Annotated in this window: 20 protein-coding genes; 8 read left to right on the forward strand and 12 right to left on the reverse strand. The window is 35.0% G+C overall.

Annotation, left to right across the window (positions count from 1 at the left end; genetic code table 11):
• Positions 1-117 precede the first annotated feature (117 nt).
• Positions 118-1485, forward strand: a complete 1368-nt coding sequence (locus MKZ17_RS11815; RefSeq protein ID WP_340723932.1) for an FAD-binding oxidoreductase — start codon at positions 118-120, stop codon at positions 1483-1485.
• Positions 1486-1535: 50 nt separating this feature from the next.
• Here the strand turns inward: MKZ17_RS11815 and MKZ17_RS11820 are convergent, their stop codons facing one another.
• The 4 genes from MKZ17_RS11820 to MKZ17_RS11835 all read right to left on the reverse strand — a co-directional run bounded on the left by MKZ17_RS11820 (position 1536) and on the right by MKZ17_RS11835 (position 5359).
• Positions 1536-2888 carry a TraB/GumN family protein gene (locus tag MKZ17_RS11820; RefSeq protein ID WP_340723933.1) on the reverse strand — a complete coding sequence of 451 codons (1353 nt, stop codon included), beginning with the start codon at positions 2886-2888 and terminating at the stop codon, positions 1536-1538.
• Positions 2889-3110: 222 nt separating this feature from the next.
• Positions 3111-3989, reverse strand: a complete 879-nt coding sequence (locus tag MKZ17_RS11825) for a DUF3298 domain-containing protein (protein ID WP_340723934.1) — start codon at positions 3987-3989, stop codon at positions 3111-3113.
• Positions 3976-4482 carry an RNA polymerase sigma factor gene (locus MKZ17_RS11830; protein WP_340723935.1) on the reverse strand — a complete coding sequence of 169 codons (507 nt, stop codon included), beginning with the start codon at positions 4480-4482 and terminating at the stop codon, positions 3976-3978. Before MKZ17_RS11830 ends, MKZ17_RS11825 begins: the two co-directional genes overlap by 14 nt.
• A gap of 361 nt (positions 4483-4843) precedes the next feature.
• On the reverse strand, positions 4844-5359 hold the full coding sequence (locus MKZ17_RS11835) for a hypothetical protein (protein ID WP_340723936.1): 516 nt from the start codon (positions 5357-5359) through the stop codon (positions 4844-4846).
• A gap of 121 nt (positions 5360-5480) precedes the next feature.
• Between MKZ17_RS11835 and MKZ17_RS11840 the strand changes: the two genes are divergently transcribed.
• The gene (locus MKZ17_RS11840) at positions 5481-6116 is read left to right on the forward strand and encodes a hypothetical protein (RefSeq protein WP_340723937.1); all 636 of its coding nucleotides are present in this window, start codon (positions 5481-5483) and stop codon (positions 6114-6116) included.
• A gap of 113 nt (positions 6117-6229) precedes the next feature.
• The gene (locus MKZ17_RS11845) at positions 6230-6706 is read left to right on the forward strand and encodes a YusW family protein (protein WP_340723938.1); all 477 of its coding nucleotides are present in this window, start codon (positions 6230-6232) and stop codon (positions 6704-6706) included.
• Positions 6707-6747: 41 nt separating this feature from the next.
• Here the strand turns inward: MKZ17_RS11845 and MKZ17_RS11850 are convergent, their stop codons facing one another.
• Genes MKZ17_RS11850 through MKZ17_RS11860 form a run of 3 tightly spaced genes read right to left on the reverse strand, consistent with a single transcriptional unit; the run spans position 6748 to position 9547 of the window.
• Positions 6748-7536: an ABC transporter ATP-binding protein gene (locus MKZ17_RS11850; RefSeq protein ID WP_445326913.1), complete on the reverse strand. Its 789-nt coding sequence runs from the start codon at positions 7534-7536 to the stop codon at positions 6748-6750.
• Positions 7523-8560, reverse strand: coding sequence for a FecCD family ABC transporter permease (locus MKZ17_RS11855; protein ID WP_340723939.1), 1038 nt, complete (start codon positions 8558-8560; stop codon positions 7523-7525). The genes MKZ17_RS11850 and MKZ17_RS11855 overlap by 14 nt, the downstream gene beginning before the upstream one ends.
• A gap of 12 nt (positions 8561-8572) precedes the next feature.
• Entirely contained in the window at positions 8573-9547 is a 975-nt protein-coding gene (locus MKZ17_RS11860) for an ABC transporter substrate-binding protein (RefSeq protein WP_340723940.1), read from the reverse strand.
• Between the two features lie 198 nt (positions 9548-9745).
• On the opposite strand from MKZ17_RS11860, the gene MKZ17_RS11865 reads away from it, so the two are divergent.
• Positions 9746-10066: a heme oxygenase gene (locus MKZ17_RS11865; RefSeq protein WP_340723941.1), complete on the forward strand. Its 321-nt coding sequence runs from the start codon at positions 9746-9748 to the stop codon at positions 10064-10066.
• Positions 10067-10195: 129 nt separating this feature from the next.
• On the opposite strand, the gene MKZ17_RS11870 is transcribed toward MKZ17_RS11865, so the two are convergent.
• The 5 genes from MKZ17_RS11870 to MKZ17_RS11890 all read right to left on the reverse strand — a co-directional run bounded on the left by MKZ17_RS11870 (position 10196) and on the right by MKZ17_RS11890 (position 15927).
• Positions 10196-12040: an S-layer homology domain-containing protein gene (locus MKZ17_RS11870; protein WP_340723942.1), complete on the reverse strand. Its 1845-nt coding sequence runs from the start codon at positions 12038-12040 to the stop codon at positions 10196-10198.
• A gap of 289 nt (positions 12041-12329) precedes the next feature.
• Positions 12330-13082 (reverse strand): SDR family NAD(P)-dependent oxidoreductase, encoded by a 753-nt coding sequence (locus MKZ17_RS11875; protein ID WP_340723943.1) that lies wholly within the window; start codon positions 13080-13082, stop codon positions 12330-12332.
• 123 nt (positions 13083-13205) lie between these two features.
• Positions 13206-14243, reverse strand: coding sequence for a serine hydrolase domain-containing protein (locus MKZ17_RS11880; RefSeq protein WP_340723944.1), 1038 nt, complete (start codon positions 14241-14243; stop codon positions 13206-13208).
• 177 nt (positions 14244-14420) lie between these two features.
• Complete coding sequence (locus MKZ17_RS11885) at positions 14421-15614, reverse strand: DUF2812 domain-containing protein (RefSeq protein WP_340723945.1); 1194 nt, start codon at positions 15612-15614, stop codon at positions 14421-14423.
• Positions 15607-15927, reverse strand: coding sequence for a PadR family transcriptional regulator (locus MKZ17_RS11890; RefSeq protein WP_340723946.1), 321 nt, complete (start codon positions 15925-15927; stop codon positions 15607-15609). The genes MKZ17_RS11885 and MKZ17_RS11890 overlap by 8 nt, the downstream gene beginning before the upstream one ends.
• A 211-nt stretch (positions 15928-16138) precedes the next feature.
• On the opposite strand from MKZ17_RS11890, the gene MKZ17_RS11895 reads away from it, so the two are divergent.
• Genes MKZ17_RS11895 through MKZ17_RS11910 form a run of 4 tightly spaced genes read left to right on the forward strand, consistent with a single transcriptional unit; the run spans position 16139 to position 19490 of the window.
• Complete coding sequence (locus MKZ17_RS11895) at positions 16139-16447, forward strand: ArsR/SmtB family transcription factor (RefSeq protein WP_340723947.1); 309 nt, start codon at positions 16139-16141, stop codon at positions 16445-16447.
• Entirely contained in the window at positions 16435-17724 is a 1290-nt protein-coding gene (locus MKZ17_RS11900) for an arsenic transporter (protein ID WP_340723948.1), read from the forward strand. Before MKZ17_RS11895 ends, MKZ17_RS11900 begins: the two co-directional genes overlap by 13 nt.
• A 7-nt stretch (positions 17725-17731) precedes the next feature.
• Positions 17732-18163, forward strand: a complete 432-nt coding sequence (arsC, locus tag MKZ17_RS11905; RefSeq protein WP_340723949.1) for an arsenate reductase (thioredoxin) — start codon at positions 17732-17734, stop codon at positions 18161-18163.
• A gap of 25 nt (positions 18164-18188) precedes the next feature.
• Positions 18189-19490, forward strand: coding sequence for an NAD(P)-binding domain-containing protein (locus MKZ17_RS11910; RefSeq protein ID WP_340723950.1), 1302 nt, complete (start codon positions 18189-18191; stop codon positions 19488-19490).

The following is a 19490-nucleotide window of genomic DNA, read 5'->3' on the forward strand; positions in this document are numbered from 1 at the left end:
AATATTTCTGAATTAAAAGTCAATATATATTTCTATAACATTCAGAATATTACGTTTACATTTTAGGCAATTTCATTTATTGTTACGATATTCATGCATATAGACGGAGGGTTATTTGTGGACTACAAGTATATTAAAGAACTATTACTTAATTTTTTAACCGAAGAACAACTATCAGACAACGAAACAGTAAGAATACAGCACGGTGAAGATGAATCCTATCATGAACCAGCATTGCCGGATTTAGTAGTTTTCCCCCATTCAACAGAGGAAGTAAGTCAAATTTTAAAATTAGCCAACGAGCATAAATTCCCAGTAATTCCATTTGGACGTGGCACAAGTTTGGAGGGACATATCATTCCATACGATGGAGGCATATCAATTGATTTCAATGAAATGAATACTATTTTAGCTATTGAACCTGATAATTTCCTCGTCAAAGTTCAACCGGGTGTAACACGTTTACAACTTAATCAAGAATTAAAAAAGCATGGATTATTTTTCTCCGTTGACCCTGGTGCTGATGCAACTTTAGGTGGCATGGCTGCAACAAATGCAAGTGGGACGACAGCTGTACGCTACGGCGTTATGCGAGATCAAGTGCAGGATTTAGAGGTTGTATTAGCAAATGGGGATATTATACATACAGGAAACAGTGCGGCAAAATCGTCATCCGGCTTACATTTAAATGGACTATTTGTTGGTTCGGAAGGTACTTTAGGTTGTATTACAGAGCTTACATTACGAGTTTACGGAATTCCAGAACATGAGGTAGCAGGAAGAGCAGAATTTCCTTCGACGGAATTAGCTGTACAAGCTGTTACAGCACTTAAACATGCTGGCATTTTAATTGGTCGAGTAGAGCTTGTTGACCCTTCATCGATTCGAGCAGTAAATTGTTACAGTAATACTAGCTATCCTGAACAAGCGACACTATTTCTAGAATTTCAAGGGAATGATGCTGGACTACAGCATGATGTTGTATTTGCTAGTGAAATTTTACAGGATTATAACTGTACGAACTTTCAATTTGAAAAGGATACAGCAGCGCGCAATAAGCTTTGGAATGCACGACACAATATTGCCTATGCCTTCCAACATGCGAATCCGGGAAAAAAATTGATGTCAACAGATGTATGTGTACCTATTAATGAGCTAGCTGGTGCTGTCGATTTCGCGTCGAACTTACTTAAACAACTCCAACTTACAGGAGGTATAATGGGACATGTCGGTGATGGGAATTTCCACGCGGCAATTATGATTGATATAAAAAATAAACATGAAGTTCAATTAGCAAAGCAATATAATCAAGAAATTGTCGATTATGCACTAACTCGTGAAGGTACATGTACTGGGGAACACGGGGTAGGGATTGGTAAAAGAAAGTATCAACAACAAGAACATGGCAATGCCTACTTTGTCATGAAAGCAATTAAACAAACCCTAGATCCAAATAATATTATGAATCCTAATAAATTGCTATAAAAAGAGGTTGCGTTGTTAGCCATAAAAACTAACAACACAACCTCTTTTATTTATTCATAAAATGGTACAACTTTATAACCACTTTGCTCTAAATGGTAACGAATGTTTTTATCTACTAAAAAGTGTCCAGCCCCTACAACTAAGAAATAAGTTCCTTGATCCTCTTCTAGCACAGAAACAATCTTTTTCGCCATTTCTTCATCTCGCTTACCAAACAACATTTGATTAAATTCTGCTGGCTCCCCTTCCATTTCAGTAAAGCTTTCTTTAAATCCTTCTACATCGCCATTTTTCCAGCTATCAAACCAAGAAGCCAATAATTCAATACTTTCTTCTGTTTGTCCTTTTGGCTCTAAAATACTATCTAAAACGCTTACTAACTCCTTCTCTTGTGCCTCAGCACTTAGTGAATCAAATAAATCTGCTTGAGCTTTTGTTCCTTCTAGCTCATAAATTGGCTTTTGCTGTAATAATGCACTTAGTAAAAACTGCATATCAATTCCGTGCATTGCCATTTCTTCATAGGTTAAGCCAAACGAATCGTCCATCGTTAGCAATGAAAGTTGATTAGAAATTAACCAAGGTTTTTGAATGGCTAATTCATCGATTGAAATCTCTAGTTTTTCTGCAACCTTTTCAAGTTTCGAATAGGCTTCCTCACTAATTACTTCTTGAATCGTCGTACCATCCGAATACATTGCTTTTTCAGCGAAGTAAGACATACCTTCTGGATCAAGAATGTTTGCTTCCACAAATAATCCTTCAGATTCGTTAAATGCATCTGTTAATTTTTTGTTAAATGGATATAAATCCGGAATACCTAAGTGGATAGATCCAAGTAAATAAATTTTTGTATCTTCATCTTCCACAACCCAAGCTACACCTTTTGCACCTTGTTCAGTTAGCGCGTATGTATCCTTAATTAAACGAACAGCTAAAATAACTGCATCTTGTGTCGAAGCAAGTTCATCTAACATTAAGCCTTTGTCAGAACCTATTAGCACTTGACGTTGTTGTAAATATTCAACAGAATTATTGCCAGCTTCAACATCATATTGTGCGACAATATTATATAGGCGATTTACAATATCACCTCTTGTTGAATTACCTTTTACAACTGCAGGAGTAAACTGTTCGTTTTTCGCCAAGTTTAAATTGGCAATTTTTTTCTCAGTTAAGTCAATTAAAGCATTTAAACGTTCCGTTGAAATTGTTGTACGAAAACCTTCATAGTACCATTCCAACGGGAAAATGCCATACTTTTCCCCTTCATTCAATGTTTCAATTGCCCAATTACTAATATTTGGCGTTACTTCCTGTGCTTGAATCGCTGGAACAACAGAAGTAAATATTAATGATGTTCCTAATGCGGTAGCTAAAGCATGTTTCGTCATTTTTTTCATTTGACGACCTCCTCATATAATTTGAAAATAGTTATAATTTCCAAAATATTATAGCATAAACAATATCGAATTTTCTGTATAATATAAAATAATATGTATATATTATCCAAATGTGTATTTTTTGCGTACAAAAAAGAATGGGCAGAAAATGTCCCATTCTTTTCTAAGTATGTTATCCGCATAAACTATGCAGAAATGGTAAAAACCTCATTTATTTATGTTTTATTTTATATACTCGTTACTTACTAAAACATCACTCAGTAGCTCTGTAGGGATTTCAAATTCAACTAATCCCATATACCCTGGTGCAACTTCGTATTTATCAAATGCAATTACAAGTTTTCCTTGCTCAGTAATGTAGAAATTTTGGTCTTCTTTTATCGTTTCAAAAACCTCGATTAAATCTTCTTCAACACCTTCACCGTCTCTAACCCAATACATTTTTTCTTGATTGGATTCCACAATTTCTTCACGCATTTTTTGTTCAATATATTGGTTAATTATAGAAATATAGGAATTATCTTTAAATAGACTTTGTAAAGTAATCGCAATTTGTTGTTGTTTATCGATGGTCGTATACTTCATCGTCGTTGAAGAAGACCCAACCATTTCTACTACATAACGACCAAAAGAAAGCAGCTGTTCATTTTCAGTAAATACAACATACCCACTATCAATTCCATAATGCCCTTTATCATCCATTTCCTCAGCAAAATCTAAATATTGATCATAAAGTGCACGACCTTCTGCTTCATATTGAGCATTAAGCGCTTTAATTTCCTCTGAATCGCCTGTGATTTTTGGAACCTCAATCGATGCCTCGTGATTCCCATCTTTCACTTCAAACTTAGTAAAAGATAGTACTTCAACAACAGAGCTTAATATCGGAATTTGCGCAATATTTTTTGCAAATGTTGGACTACTATTGATACCAGCTGTAAATAAAATCATTGCTGCTGCAGCCGTACCTATAAACCATTTCGGTTGCCAACGTTTTTTGTTATTTCGTTGTAAGCTTTTTTCTATTACCTCATCTAATTCAACAGGAATTGGCGTTTCCTCATATTGATTTTTTAGCTTTTGTAACTTATTTTTTTTCATAGTATTCTCCTCCATCGTCTAATTCGATTTTCAATAATTTTAACGCTTTATAAAGGCGTGATTTAGCCGTACTCAATGGAATTGATAAAATTTCTGCAATATCTTCAATTTTTAAATCTTCAAAATACCGTAAAATAATTACTTCTTTAAATTGCATCGGTAAATGATCCAATGCGATTTCTAAATCTGTATCACGGTATTCATCATATTTTTCCTCACATAAATAACTGAGGGTTTCATCATCCATTACTTGGATACGTTTCATTTTTCTTAAAAAATCAATAGCTGTACGGACAACAATTTTGTATAACCAACTTTTCATTTGCTCAATGTTAATCAGGGTGTGTAACGATTGCCAAGCCTTTTGAATGCTTTCTTGCACGACGTCGAGTGCGTCTTGTTCATTTTTGACGTAGCTATAAGCTAATAAATAAAGCTGCTTCTTGTTGTCCCGCACATATTGAATGAATTGCTGTTCTAAACGTTTATTCATAGCGAAGGACCCTTTCTATATTTTTGTCGACAACTATTAGACGGTTAAAGATGAGAGGAAAGTTTATTTTTACAAAATGAAAAATACTAGTTATTTTTATATAATAACTAGTATTTTGACACGTTTATTATTTTTATTCTAATTTTTCACCTATCTATCAACATTAAATGCGGCCTTAAAAAAACTTGACCAGTTAGCACATCAGCACCAGATCAAATAGACTTCATGCACTCTGTAGGGTTATACGCACTATACAAATCCAGTGGGATTAAAGCACCTGTAACAGTGGATTGTATTCGAGTTTATGAATCAAATATGTTGTTTTCATTTATTTATTCAACTAAAGGATCTATCAGATAGATTAATTTATAGTTTGTAGGTGTTTCTTTTTTATTTTTTCTAAAAGGGCAAAGAATTTATCTCCATTTTTAATTATATAACTTGTTTCTTCTTCTGAAATGTATAAAGTCTTTTCTTTTGAGTCTAACAGTAAACGGTAGCCCGTACTTATTGTTAAGTATAATGAGTAGTAAGAATCTGCATTGAATGCTTTATATGACTCAAAATTTCCTTTAGTTAACTTTAATTGTTCTATTTCATTAATTAGTATTTGTTCATCTTCCTTTGAAATCGATAATTCTGTTATTTTTGTAAATTTATCTCCTTCAAGACGCTGAGTTGAAATAACTAGTGATTTTGCTTCAACATTAAAGTTAGCAGTGTAAAACTCAGTTGATAAAGCCTCTTGCATTGTATAAACTTTTTCTTCCCGACTTTCATTATGATCAGCATTTGTACTATTATATATCCATACACCGAATCCAATAGCAAATAATATAATGCCGATAATGACAATCGTTAACCGATTTTTTTTCATAACTCCACCCTTTATTTTTTACTATTATAAGTAATTTTATAATTATTTACCATATTTTTGTTAATTATATTATAATTGTTGTCTACATAACCATAAAATCTTTTTAAACAATTGGAGGGAAATGGATATATTTAAAGGTCTTTTTTTCATAGTCTTTAGTTTGTTATTGGTGTATGGCTGTAATGGAGTTGAAAAACAACCCGTGTCTTCAATTAAAGACACTGTATACATTCGTTCGGATAAAGAAACTGAAAAGGAATTATTAGCAATGTCTGAAGAAATACTTTCTTTTTTAACGGAGGATAACTTTAAAGAAATATCTAAAATGGTTGATCCGATACATGGAGTTACTTTTGCTTTTTATGCAGACTTTGGTAATCCCGATGGCTATGGAGGGAATTATGTAAATTTATCAAAGAAGGACATAAGTGAAATATATGATAAAAAGTATTTATGGGGAAAAGATGAAGCTGGCACGGAATATAATTTATCATTACATGAATATACCCAACAAATGCTATTAAAAAGATGGGGAAATGAAGAAATACAATATATTATTGTTACTTATAATGAGCCTGCTGAAAATTTTGCAGGTGTAATAAGTACTATTCATGAATACTATCCGGATGCTATATATGTGGAATACCATTCTCCAGGAAAGGATGAACATTCTTTCCAATCACTACGGTTCATCTACCAAGAAAGAGATGGAACATGGTATCTTATTGGAATAGTTCGTGATGTAGCTACTGTATGATAATTATAAACGACTACATTTAAGAGGAATTAAAAAATAAACAATCACTATATTTTCTACGAGTAAAATGGTTTTTTTGGGGTAATTTATATAGTAGAAAGGTGGTAAATAAAATGAAAAAAATGATATTAACTGTTGCATTCAGTACAAGCCTTTTATTGGTAGCATGCGGTGATAAGGATGAAGCGACAAACGTTCCTGACAATGCACCGGTAGAAACAAATAAAAATAATACTGCAGGCGATACTTCTACTACTGTCAATGCCCCTTTTAATTTCACACATTTTGATCTAGATGTAGAATATCCAAACAAAAGAACTTACGATGTAGAATATGAAAATGAGACTGCTGGTGCTGAAGCAAAGATTGAAGATGAACTTAACAATAAAATAACGCAAGGCAATGAAGCAATGAATACACTTATTCCAATATTTGAAAGCTTAACTTTCGATCACACAACAGCAGATGCACAAGTAATTGATGAAGTTTTACAAAAGTTTAATTTATCAGAACTTTATTTTGAGTTTGATTTAGAAGTAAAATTTACTGATGGTACAACAAAAGAATATCGCCATAAAAAACCTATGTAGTTTGTAAAAGCTGTCACAAAATAAATTTGAGACAGCTTCTTTTATTGACAATTACGATTACATTTTCGAATCGGAGTAAATACAGGACGTCCATCCTGGTTATATATTTCTGCTTCTATTTCGAAAATGGATTGGAACATTTCTTTGCAAAGTACACAATGTGGTAACCCATCATAATGTAGCTGACCTTGTTTTAACACAATCATTCGGTCACTATACTTTGCAGCCTGATTAATATCGTGCAGCACCATAATGACCGTCATATTATATTGACAATTTAAATCTTTTACGAGCTCCATCACCTCTAACTGATGAGCGATATCTAAATACGTCGTCGGCTCATCAAGCAGTAATACTTTTGGGTGCTGTGCTACAGTCATGGCTATCCATGCTCTCTGACGTTCCCCTCCTGACATGGATGGAATTAAACGATTTTGCATTTGACTAAGCCCTGTTACTTCAAGAGCCCACTCAACAATTTCTCTATCCTCTTTTGATAACCCAAGCTTATTTCCACTATATGGATGACGACCGAATTCCACTAATTCGCGCACGGTTAAATCGAGCAGGTGATTATTCATTTGTGGAAGCATTGTTAATGTTTTAGCCACTTCTGTTGATTTCATTTTTTGAATATTTTCTTCCCTTAAATAAATCGTGCCGCTATTAGGCTTTAACAATCTTGAAATGACGCGAAGCAATGTTGACTTTCCGGAACCATTTGGACCAATTAAACTAACGATTTCGCCTTCATTAATACTTAGGCTAATATCATTTAAACGAAACTTTGTTAAATCATGTTCATAATGAATGGACTCAGTTCGTAGCAATAGAATTCCCCCTTCGATGAATTAAATAAAGGAAATACGGACCACCGATAAAAGCTAAAAGAATTCCAACAGGTATTTCAATTGGATTAAAAACAGAGCGTGCAATCGTATCTGCAAACACGACTAATAATGCCCCACCAATTGCAGATGCTGGAATTAAGTAACGATAATCTCCACCAATTAGTAGGCGAATCATATGAGGTACGACTAAGCCAACAAACCCAACAAGTCTTGCGACACTTACTGCTAGGCCAGCCAATAACGTACTAATGACAATCAAAAATAGCCTACTTTGCTCCACATTATGGCCAAGTAATTGCGCCATTTCATCACCAAGACGCATAATGCGGATATGCTTGATACTATAAATCGCTAATAGTAGCGCGAAAAGTACATAATAAATAATAGATTCAAATTGTACCCATCCGACACCCATTAATCCCCCAGATAGCCAAGGCAGTACAGATTGTACCCGATCACTAAATAGCATCATGAGCATATTCGTACCAGCCCCACATATTGCATTGACTGCTACCCCAACTAATATAATTCGAGTTGGCGATGTCCCTCCTTTTTTTACTGATAAAATATAAACAATCATCGCTGCGACAAACGCACCTGAAAAAGCAGCAATTGGTAAAAATAATAGATAACCTGGAAAGACAATCATCACAAGCACAGCCATAATCCCTGCACCAGCTGTAATGCCAATCACCCCTGGATCAGCCAATGGATTTTGCATAATACCTTGGAGCATTGCACCAGCAATTGCTAAACACATCCCAACGATAATACCGACTAAAATACGGGGAAATCGAATTTCCCATACAATTCTTCTAGCAAGACTATCATCTGAACTTACTATTCCTTGAAATACTTCCCCAACTGAAAACGATACTTGCCCAATCATTAAACTACCGATACTAACTACAAAAAGTAGTATCGGTAGTGTAATAAGGACAATTGCTCGCTTTTTAGCTAGAGGATGTATCGAAGTCACTGATTTTTCCTCTTTTACTCTCATCGCTTACTCCTGTTAGTTTGTAGCCTCAGCTTTTTCTAATAAATCACGCATATAATCTAATGCTTCGACAACTTGTGTACCTGGGTTATCAAATAATTGAGATGGTAAAATGATAATCTGCCCATTTTTTACGGCGTCTAAATTTTTCCAAGCCGCATTTTCATTCATTTGTTTTTCAAAACCTTCTTTTACAACGTTAGGATCAGAATGCGTAATTAACATAATGATTTGTGGATTTCCTTCAACAATTTTTTCTGCACTTAAACTTGCATATGTTGGGTACTTATCTAATGCTGGTAAATCAGCAGCAATGTTGTTTCCACCTGCAGCCTTTAAAATATCACCATACAATGAATTATCTAGTGCTGCTAAATATGTCCCTGGAGCACCATAAACAATTAATGCTTTTTTTGTTGAATCAGTAGATTTAGTTGCCGCGCTATCAATTTCTGCAATTAATTGCTTTGCCTTTTCTACATTTCCAAATACTTCACCATAGCGGGTAATTGTTTCCTTTATCCCTTCTAATGAATCCATATTTTCATAAACAACTTTAATTCCCGTTGCTTCTAATGTTGAAGCAAATCGTTGGAAGCTTGGTGGTACGATTAAAACTTCCGGATTTAACGAAACGATCTGTTCAAAAGATGGTTCATGAGGATTTCCAATTTCTTGTATAGCTTGAATCTCAGACGACATATCCGCATGTATTGTTGGACGCCCAATAATATTTGCATCTAACTCTATTAAAATATCCATAATTCCAGGATTTAATGTTGCAATGGAACCTGGTACAGCTTCAAATTCGTGATCATAACCTAATGCATCTTTAAATGTTACCGGTTTTACATCTACAACTGTTTCGTTTTGTTCTACTTCCTCAGTGGAGTTAGAATTAGCTGACGTTTCCACTGTCTCCTTTTCCTCACCACAGGCTGCTAATGATAATACTAATGCTCCTATTAATAAAAATTTATATTTTCTCAAATTGAAAACTCCTCTTTCGTTTTAATTGATAATCATTCTCAAATTTAAATTTCATTTTATTGGAATTGATAATGATTGTCAATAAGATAATTTATTAATTTACCCTTATAAATAAAGGGTTGCATTCTCAATTATAATATGTTGTAATTCTAATTGATTATCATTCTCATAATTATTTTAATAAAAGGAGACGAAAAAATGTATACCGTAACAAACCGTATTTTAGTAAAAAAAGGAATGGGTCATAAAATGGCTCCTGCATTCACTTCTAGCAAAGCGTTATTAAATTGGGAAGGTTTCCATAAAGTAGAAGTGAATGTATGTACACAAGATGAAGCACATGATGAAATGAATGTAATGATGTATTGGGACACTTTAGAGCAATTTGAAGCATGGCGCGCTTCAGATGATTTCAAAGCTGCTCACAGCCGTGGTAGTGAAGGCAGTGGTGGACATGGGGAATCGCCTGTTATTTCTAACCGTGTTGTTATTTCAGAAATTGTAGCCGTATTAGCTTAATTAAAAGCTGGACATAAAAAGCAGCATTTTCCAAAAGAAAAATGCTGCTTTTTTGTTATCTAAGAAATGACGTTATGTGCCTCGTACGAATTGTATAACGATATAATTTGATTGTTACCGTTATAATCATTAAATTAATTTGGCCATTTGTAATGTTTTATGGAGTACTTTTGCCATTTCAGAGCGTGTTAATTTTGCTGTTGGATTAAAAGTACCGTCTGATTTCCCCCCAAAAATACCAAGCTGATACGCTATTGCTACATTTGCTCGATCTTGTTGAGAAATTTTATTCCAATCCTTGAATGGAACTGTGTTTAAATTTGCAGCCGGCAACGAAACGCCAGCAGCTTTTAGCATCCGAACAGCTATACTTGCTGCTTGTTGACGAGTAACGACTTGATTTGGATTATAGTAATTTGATTTTTTACTCTCTAAAATTCCTGCCTCCAGTAATGATTGGATAGAAGATTCAAACCATTGAGATTGAACATCTACATAAGAAGATGAAGTTGTTGCTTTTAATCCCATCGCTCGTGCAATCATTGTAGAATACTGCGCAATTGTTATTTGCCCATGAGGTTGATAGCGATTTGTGCTTACACCTGACACAATTTTGCGCTTTGCTAATTCTTCAATTTGCACCCGGTTACTATCTGTTCGAATATCCTGGAATGTAACATTCTGTGTAGATACGACAAATTCACCGGACGTCTTTGTTTTAATAATATATTTATTTACTCGTTTTGTATGAGGGACTGCAGTGTATTGCCCGTTTTCATCCATCCGTAAAATGACTGCATTTCGTGGAAGACCACTTACCTCGATATCAACATAATTCGAAAAATGAATTTCTTTATCTAATAATGTTGCATAAAATGAGATGGACTCGCCCACTACTTCATCTAGTGAAACCGCAACTACACTATTATTATTTACTCCTGGTATAGTCGTACGATTCATTTTTAATGTAACATTTTCGGTTACTGAAATCGTAGTTGGCGAATAACGATTCATATCTGTCATTGGAATCTTAATGGCATAATGATTCCCATTTTGTTGGATTTGAATTTCGTTCGAATCCTCTTCTTCCTTCTGATCATAATCGTAATAGTACGGATCCCAACCTAAATGTGGATTTTTCAAAACACTTTCGATATATACTAACTCCTTACTATTTGTTACAAAGGCTTTTTGATAAGTTGTTAGTTTTTCATAAAGATTTCGTACATTTTCTACTTCTTTAGGTGATGAAACCGTTGATAATTTTCCAATTGCTGTAATAACCGTTTGAGCTACTTGACGATTATACTCAACGGAATGATAAAGCTCATATTCTTTTATTTTCTCTGCCACTTGTGTAGAGAGTAATAATCGATAATCATATGGTAATGCATTGTACGCCTGCATCACCGATAAATAATTTGCCTGGTAATTCGAATCTAGCACGTTTAAAGCTGCAAATCTTTCCTCAACTGCTTTCATTTCGGAAATACGGTCTTTATAGTTTTGTAGTTGTGTGACTAAATATGTCGGAATGGCCGCTTTTTCTAAAGAAGTTAATGCGTTATAATAGCGACTCGCAGCATCGACATCACGAATAAATGTACTATTGCGAATCGAAATTGCCGCCATTTTCGCCGTAAAGTTCGAAACAATCGTTTGATTATTCGTATATGTATTTAAATAGTTCATTAAAAGCCACGCATTGGAAACTTGCGCCTTTTCAATAGCAGTAAGTGCCTCATATGCGTTATGTGCCAATTGTAAGTTGTATTGGAAGGAACTATGGGATGCATTAATCTGATTAATTAAATATTCTACATAGGATGCTTGGCTAGAATAATAATTCCCATCCCAATAATAAGAAAACTTCTCCTTATTTTCCTCTGCGAAAACTTCTGAATTTGGAATCATCGTAACTGCCATTGGTATTGCGACTAATGAAAATAATGCTGCTGATTTTTTATAATTCATTGAATTCAACCTTTCTAAAATCAATTACGCCACGGGGCTAATTCTCTCTGTAATAACTTCATTTGGAATATTGATAAATGTTTTATAGGATTTATTCTTATCAGTTTTTAAAGGTAGCGTTCCACTGAAAGAATTTTAATATTATTACAATTATTGTACCATAAATTACAAGTTGTGGTTGTTTATAATATAATAGTTAAAATACTATTTTTTATACTAAAAAAGGAATTACCCTCTTCAAGGCAACTCCTTTTATTAAATCAGATAACATGCATTATAATTTCATAAATTAGCGCAATTGAATCGAACCGCCATCTACCATAATCGTTTGACCAGTAATATAACGGGCATCTTCAGAGGCTAAAAATACAGCTACACGCCCGATATCTTCTTCTGGCTCACCCCAACGTCCAAGTGGAATTCGTTGTAAACTTGCTTGATACATTTCAGGGAATTCCTCTGCCCAGCGATCTACAGCTGGTGATTTTGCGATTGGACTTATTAAATTGACGTTAATATCGTATTTACCCCATTCATTTGCTGCTACTCGAGAAATTCCTCGAATGGCCTCTTTCGCAGCCGCATATGCTGTTTGTGTTGGTTGTCCAGCTAACCCTGCACCAGATGCAAAGTTAATGACAGATCCCTTCGTCTTTTTTAAATGTGGCAATGCAGCTTTCATTAAATAAAATGTTGGATAAAAACCTGTACCAAAGGATAAATCCATATCTTCTTGTGTAATTTCTTCAAAAGGCTTTTGTTTTGATGCGTGTGCATTATTGACTAATACATCTAATTTACCGTACGTTTCAATTACTTTTTCAATAATTTTAGGTAAGTTCTCAACGTCAAATAAATCTGCAATGAAAAACATAGATTTTGGAGAAATTTCTTTGATTTTTTCTTCTACCTTTTTCCCTGCTTCTTCATTAATATCGATTAATGCTAAGATGGCACCTTCTTTTGCCATAGCTGTAGCCATGCCTGTTGCGATACCACCAGCACCACCAGTAATAAGAACGACTTTATCTTGTAAACGCATACTAAACAACTCCCTTTTAATAAATTCACTGCTAGTATAAGCAAAAAAAGAAAACTCAAAACCATATGTCAAACTTGTTTCGATTTACCATTAAAATGTATATCCTAAATTGTTCAAAAATAACTATTCTTTTTGGTCGTTTATCATTTGTTCAACCGCATTAAAAATGGGGAATGCACCTGTACTTTTGTTCGAACAAACTACAGATATCGCTTTATTAATAGGATAATAGGCTGCATGGAAGCTTGCACCTGGGTCGTAGCCCATTACATGATACTTGGAAATTTCATAATGAATTTGGTCAATCCATATCCCATAGCCGTAAAATCGATTAAAGTCATCATCTGTATGAATGTATGGTGTGAGTAATTTTTTCGTATACGTCTCACTTAATAATTGAAAATTCATTAATGAATCCCATAGTTTACTCATATCTTCGACTGTAACAAATGCACCGCCATCAGCACCGCCCTTAACAGGCAGCGAATAAATATTCGATTTCCATTTACCGTCTGGAAAATCTATATATCCAGTCGCGGTATTCAAAGGAAGTGCATCTAATTCAAAATAACCGGAAGCATGCATATTCGCCTTTTTAAATATATACGCAGTTACATATTCACTAAATTTCATACCACTGACAGTTTCCACAATAAGTCCAAGTATAATATACCCTGCATTATTATAATGGAACCTTTCACCAACCTGTAACTTCATCGGTTTATTTTGGAATAAAGGTAGAAAGTCACTTAAGTTTCGAATTAAATACATCGGATGTGTAATCCATAATTCTTCAAAATCATCCATCAACTCTTCATCAAAATAATCCGGTATACCTGCAGTATGCGTTAATAAATGATGAATTGTAATTGATGAATCAAAAGCTGGAAACATGAAATGTAAACAATCTTTTAACTTCGTTTCAAACGTAATTTTCTCTTGCTCAACAAGTTGACAAATCGCAATAGCTGTAAATAATTTGCAACCGGAAGCGATACCAAATCGTGTATTAACTTGATTCAATACTTGATCCGTACGATTTGCAAAGCCATGGCTAAATTGCTCGATCAACGATTCATTCATTTGAACAAAAATAGCCCCTGAAAAATCATTTTCTTCAATTAATTCTTTAACTTTCTCTTCAACCATATTCATTTTCATCTTATTTCCCCTCAATTGGAATTTTTAATTTAAGATAAAAAACTGGTTCGCAAATATTTTCTGATTAATCAGAATAACAAAACTTGGCAAATCTAGCCTAACATAGTGCAAAAAAGAAATAAACAGTTTCTTGGAAGTTTTCTAAATCTACATATTTCTCAATTTATGTAGTTATGGTTAATCCTCAGTAAGTAGATTAATTTTTTGCGCAGCATGCTCAATTAGCACATCCATTTCTGCATATCCAAAATATCGGATGTACATTACCGCTTTTCCTTTCGAAGCAAATATTTCCTTCTTTTCAGCCTCTTCTTGAACAATAAGTTGGTCAAATTCAGGGTGGTTTTTCTCAATATACGGTTCTTTTTCATCATATGAATGCCATTTTATTAAGTCTGAAATTAATGGCTTTACTAGTATTTCAAAATTCAATTGGTATACTTCTGAAGAAATGCTTGGTGAATAGATTCCACTTTGATCCTGCCATTTCATATTATTAATCGTCCCACTTTCTCCTGATTCATATTGCACTGGTGCAAATGGGCTCCAATTAATTGAGTAGCGATTCGCCCAATCTTCACCGTCTATATAAAACTCATCACGTACGAGCATTTGGTTTTGTTCTAGATTCGCTAGGCGAATTAACGGTAAACTTGACGAGTCTTTTGGTAAAGTTAATGTATCCATCTTTATTAACTGCATAATTGGAATGCCAATACTACCTATGGCAACGATTATAAAACCTATTGATACGAACTTCCCTTTTCTTAGGCTCTTTTCCCACGGAGCGTGATGGTTTATCGCTTTTCCTTCTTTTAAATTTCTCCTTAAAGCATGAATTGCTAACAACGCTCTCATTGAAGAATAAATATAGTACAAATAAAAAAGAGCTAAAACGGTTTGTTGAATGATATGTCCTTCAACCAATCGTAAAACAGGTGTATCATCTAAAAACCAAACCGCGGATAGCATTCCAACAATCCATGCAACCCCGAATGTAACTAAGATTAAATTAATAATTAGTTTTTTATTCAGTTTACTTAACGTATAAGATTGTTCTGCAGGATCTGTATGTATCTCAGGTGCATTCTTTTCTTCAGGTGCAGCAAATACATGGAAATATTGATAGCTAGTTATATATTGCCAGCCATGATCTTCATACAAAATAATTTGGGCATCAGAAATTTCTTTCTTTTCTGTGACCTCAATTCGATACTCTATCCGTTGCGGGGTACTTTTTACAAATTTCGCAAAATGATTACCCATTTTACAAAGATGTAGCCCTTTTAAGGACATGTCTGAAAACCAACTTTCATGTTCTCCAATTCGCCAGTAGTCTATTGGTCGAACTTTGCGTACGATTTTACCCATGGTTTTCATCCTCCTCTAATAGTCTGCTATCAACAATTATTGATTTTAAACGTGCATATTCTACCCGTAATGCTTGCTCACCCTCACGTGTAATTTCATATGTTTTCCTTCGCCCATCATCTTTTGATAACGCAATTAACCCATCTTTTTGCATGCGAGAAAGAACACCATACAACGTGCCTGGACCCATTTTCACACGTCCTTTTGACACTTCTGTAATGGATTGCATTAATTGATAACCATGGTTAGGTCGCATTAATGCTAGTAGCACATAATACATTGCCTCTGTCATCGGCCCACCACTATAAGACAAACTCAACACCTCACTATTATGTCACGCGATATATCGTATGACATAATAGTAAATTTAATTCAAATAATTGTAAAGTTATTTAATTGATACCAAAATGGTTTCCACAATTAATCTACCAAATATTAAGGACTAAATTTCCAATATAAGCATTTACTTATATTGAAAATTACGTTATTATACATAAGTAAACACTTATATAAGGAGGATTCATATGGAACTTGAATTACTTGAGGTTCAATTAAAAGCTATGGCTGATAAGAATCGTCTAACACTACTCTCATGTTTGAAAAATGGCGAAGTTTGCGTTTGTGATTTTGTTGAGGTATTAGGCATATCACAGCCTGCTGTTAGCCAACAACTGAAGAAACTAAAAGAAGCAGGCATTATTTTAGAAAGAAAAGACGGCACATGGAAATATTATCGCTTAGCTGAGGATTTACCGCTTGTCGTATCAAGTGTAATTAAATCACTTGAGGCGAATGACACTTGTCGTTGTATGGGGTCATCATGTTCATCTTAGCCTTAATCGTTTTTATTATTACTCTTACATTTGTCATTTGGCAGCCCAGGAACTTAAATATCGGTTGGTCTGCTATGGCCGGCGCTGTTGTTGCTTTACTAATCGGCATTGTCACATTAGATGATGTCTTTACAGTCATAGGTATCACATGGAATGCGACATTGTCATTTATTGCGATTATACTCATCTCACTTGTCCTAGATGAAATTGGTTTATTTGAATGGGCTGCATTACATATGGCAAAAATCGCAAATGGCAATGGCGTAAAACTCTTTATTTATGTCAGTTTATTAGGGGCAGTCGTTGCCGCTTTGTTTGCCAATGACGGAGCAGCACTCATTTTAACGCCAATCGTTTTAGCAATGGTACGGCACTTACAGTTTAAAGAACAAATGGTGTTCCCATTCATTATGGCGAGTGGCTTTATTGCCGATACAACAAGCTTACCCTTCGTTGTCAGTAATTTAGTGAACATCGTTTCCGCTGATTTCTTTAGTATCGGATTTGTTGAATATGCCATGCGTATGGTACTACCAAACATCTTCTCAATTATTGCAACAATAACGGTACTACTTATTTACTTCCGCAAGTTTATTCCAAAGCAGTTTGATGAAAACATGTTAAGAGAACCAAAAGAAGCGATTCGAGATGCAAAACTTTTCGCTTGGTCTTGGCCTATCCTAACCTTACTTGTTATTGGATATTTCTCTAGTGAATGGCTCGCAATCCCTGTGTCATTGATTGCTGGTGTAATTGCCCTCTTTACATTAATCCTTGCTCGGAACAGCTATGCAGTTGATACAAAAATGGTCATCAAAGGTGCACCTTGGAATATTGTATTCTTTTCTATTGGCATGTACGTTGTTGTTTATGGTTTAGGAAATGCTGGTCTAACAAATTATTTATCACAACTTATCGAATGGACTGCGAGCAAAGGGCTATTCGTCGCAACCGTTAGTATGGGATTATTAGCAGCAACTTTATCGAGTGTGATGAACAATATGCCAACAGTAATGGTCAATGCGTTAGCAATAGCTGAAACTTCTACATCAGGGGCTTTGAGAGAAGCACTTATCTATGCGAATGTTATTGGCTCGGATTTAGGTCCTAAAATTACACCAATTGGTTCTCTTGCAACACTTGTTTGGTTATATGTACTAAGCGGCAAAGGTGTCAAAATTTCATGGGGTACTTACTTTAAAACCGGAATTACTTTAACAATCCCTATTTTATTTATAACACTAATGGGGCTTTACATTTCATTCTTACTATATTAGGAGCATTATGATGAACAATACAATTTACTTTTTATGTACAGGAAATTCTTGTCGATCACAAATGGCTGAAGCTTTTGCGAAGAAATATTTACCAAACTGGACAGTTAAAAGTGCAGGAATCGAAGCACATGGGCTAAACCCGAATGCTGTAAAAGTAATGGCTGAAATAGGGATTGATATTACCAATCAAACTTCTGATCTTATCAGTCAAGATTTATTAAATAGTGCTACTCTCGTTGTAACACTTTGTGCGGATGCAGCAGATAAATGCCCTATTACGCCCCAAAGCGTACGTCGTGAACATTGGGGATTTGTTGACCCAGCTAAAGCAACTGGTACAGACGCAGAGAAATGGGTTATATTCCAAACAGTTCGTGATGCGATTGAAGCACGAATAAAGCTCTTTGCTGAAGAACAGCAAGCACGTGCTGAATTATAAAATCAAAAAGAAATGAGGAATTCTAATGGAACTTAACATTTTATCCAATTCATCAACTTGCTGCTCCCCTAATGACGATTGCTGCGAGCCAACTTATCCCGTAGCGGTTATAGGTTCGGGTCCTATCGGCTTAGCTGCAGCAGCACATTTAGAAAAAAATAATATCCCTTACTTCATTCTAGAAAGAGGCAAAATAGCATCCAATGTACAATCATGGGAACATGTTCAACTGTTTTCTCCTTGGGAATTTAATGTTGATGCTGCTGCAAAAAGCTTGCTTGAAGAAACCGGTTGGGTAATGCCAGATAAAAAAATAATCCCAACAGGTAAAGCTCTTCGTGAGGAATATTTATTGCCACTAAGCGAATTAATGAAAGATAAAATTCATACAAACGAAGAGGTCGTAGCGATCACAAAGCAAGATACGGATAAAATGAAGTCAAAAAACCGTGAAGAGAAACCATTTTTAATTTTTACAACGGGTCCTCTTGGTACAAAATCTTATAAGGCCCTTGCCGTAATTGATGCAACCGGTACATGGGGGAACCCTAACCCCGCGATTAGTCATGGTGTTTGGCTCCCGGCTGAATTAGGCATTGCTTCAAAAACCCAATATATAATTCCAAATGTAGCCGAAAACAAAAAGCGTTATGCAAATAAACGGATTGCAGTTATTGGTGCTGGACATTCGGCAATCAATTCTTTGCTACAACTCCTTGCGATTAAAGAAGCAGATCCAGAAACAGAAATCACTTGGGTTTTACGAAAACATCGTGTAGAAGATGCTCTAGGTGGTGGAACATCGGATGAATTGGCAGCTCGAGGCGAACTAGGCATACAGATGAAGCAAATCATTGATAATCAAGTTATTAAAGTGGAAACCCCCTTCTACATTCAATCCATTTTAGATAAAGAAGAGGAAATATTCTTAAAAGACAATAAAAAGAAAATCGGTCCGTTTGATGAGATCATTGTGAATACAGGAAACCGTCCAGACTTCTCTTTCCATAAGGAACTTCGCTATCAAGTAGATGCAATAACAGAAGCGGTATTCGCAATTGCTTCACTGATTGATCCTAACTTGCATAGTTGTGGAACCGTTCCAGCACATGGCGAAAAAGAGCTACGCCAACATGAACAAGGATTTTATATTGTTGGTTCAAAATCTTACGGGCGTGCCCCAACATTTTTAATGGCAACAGGTTATGAGCAAGTGCGTTCTATTGTTGCCTATATTGCTGGTGATATAGAAGCTGCCCTAAATGTAAAATTGACACTACCTGAAACAGGTGTCTGCCACACAGGTATTGACGGCTGTTGTCAATAA

Source organism: Solibacillus sp. FSL R7-0682, from assembly GCF_038005985.1.
GTDB lineage: Bacteria > Bacillota > Bacilli > Bacillales_A > Planococcaceae > Solibacillus.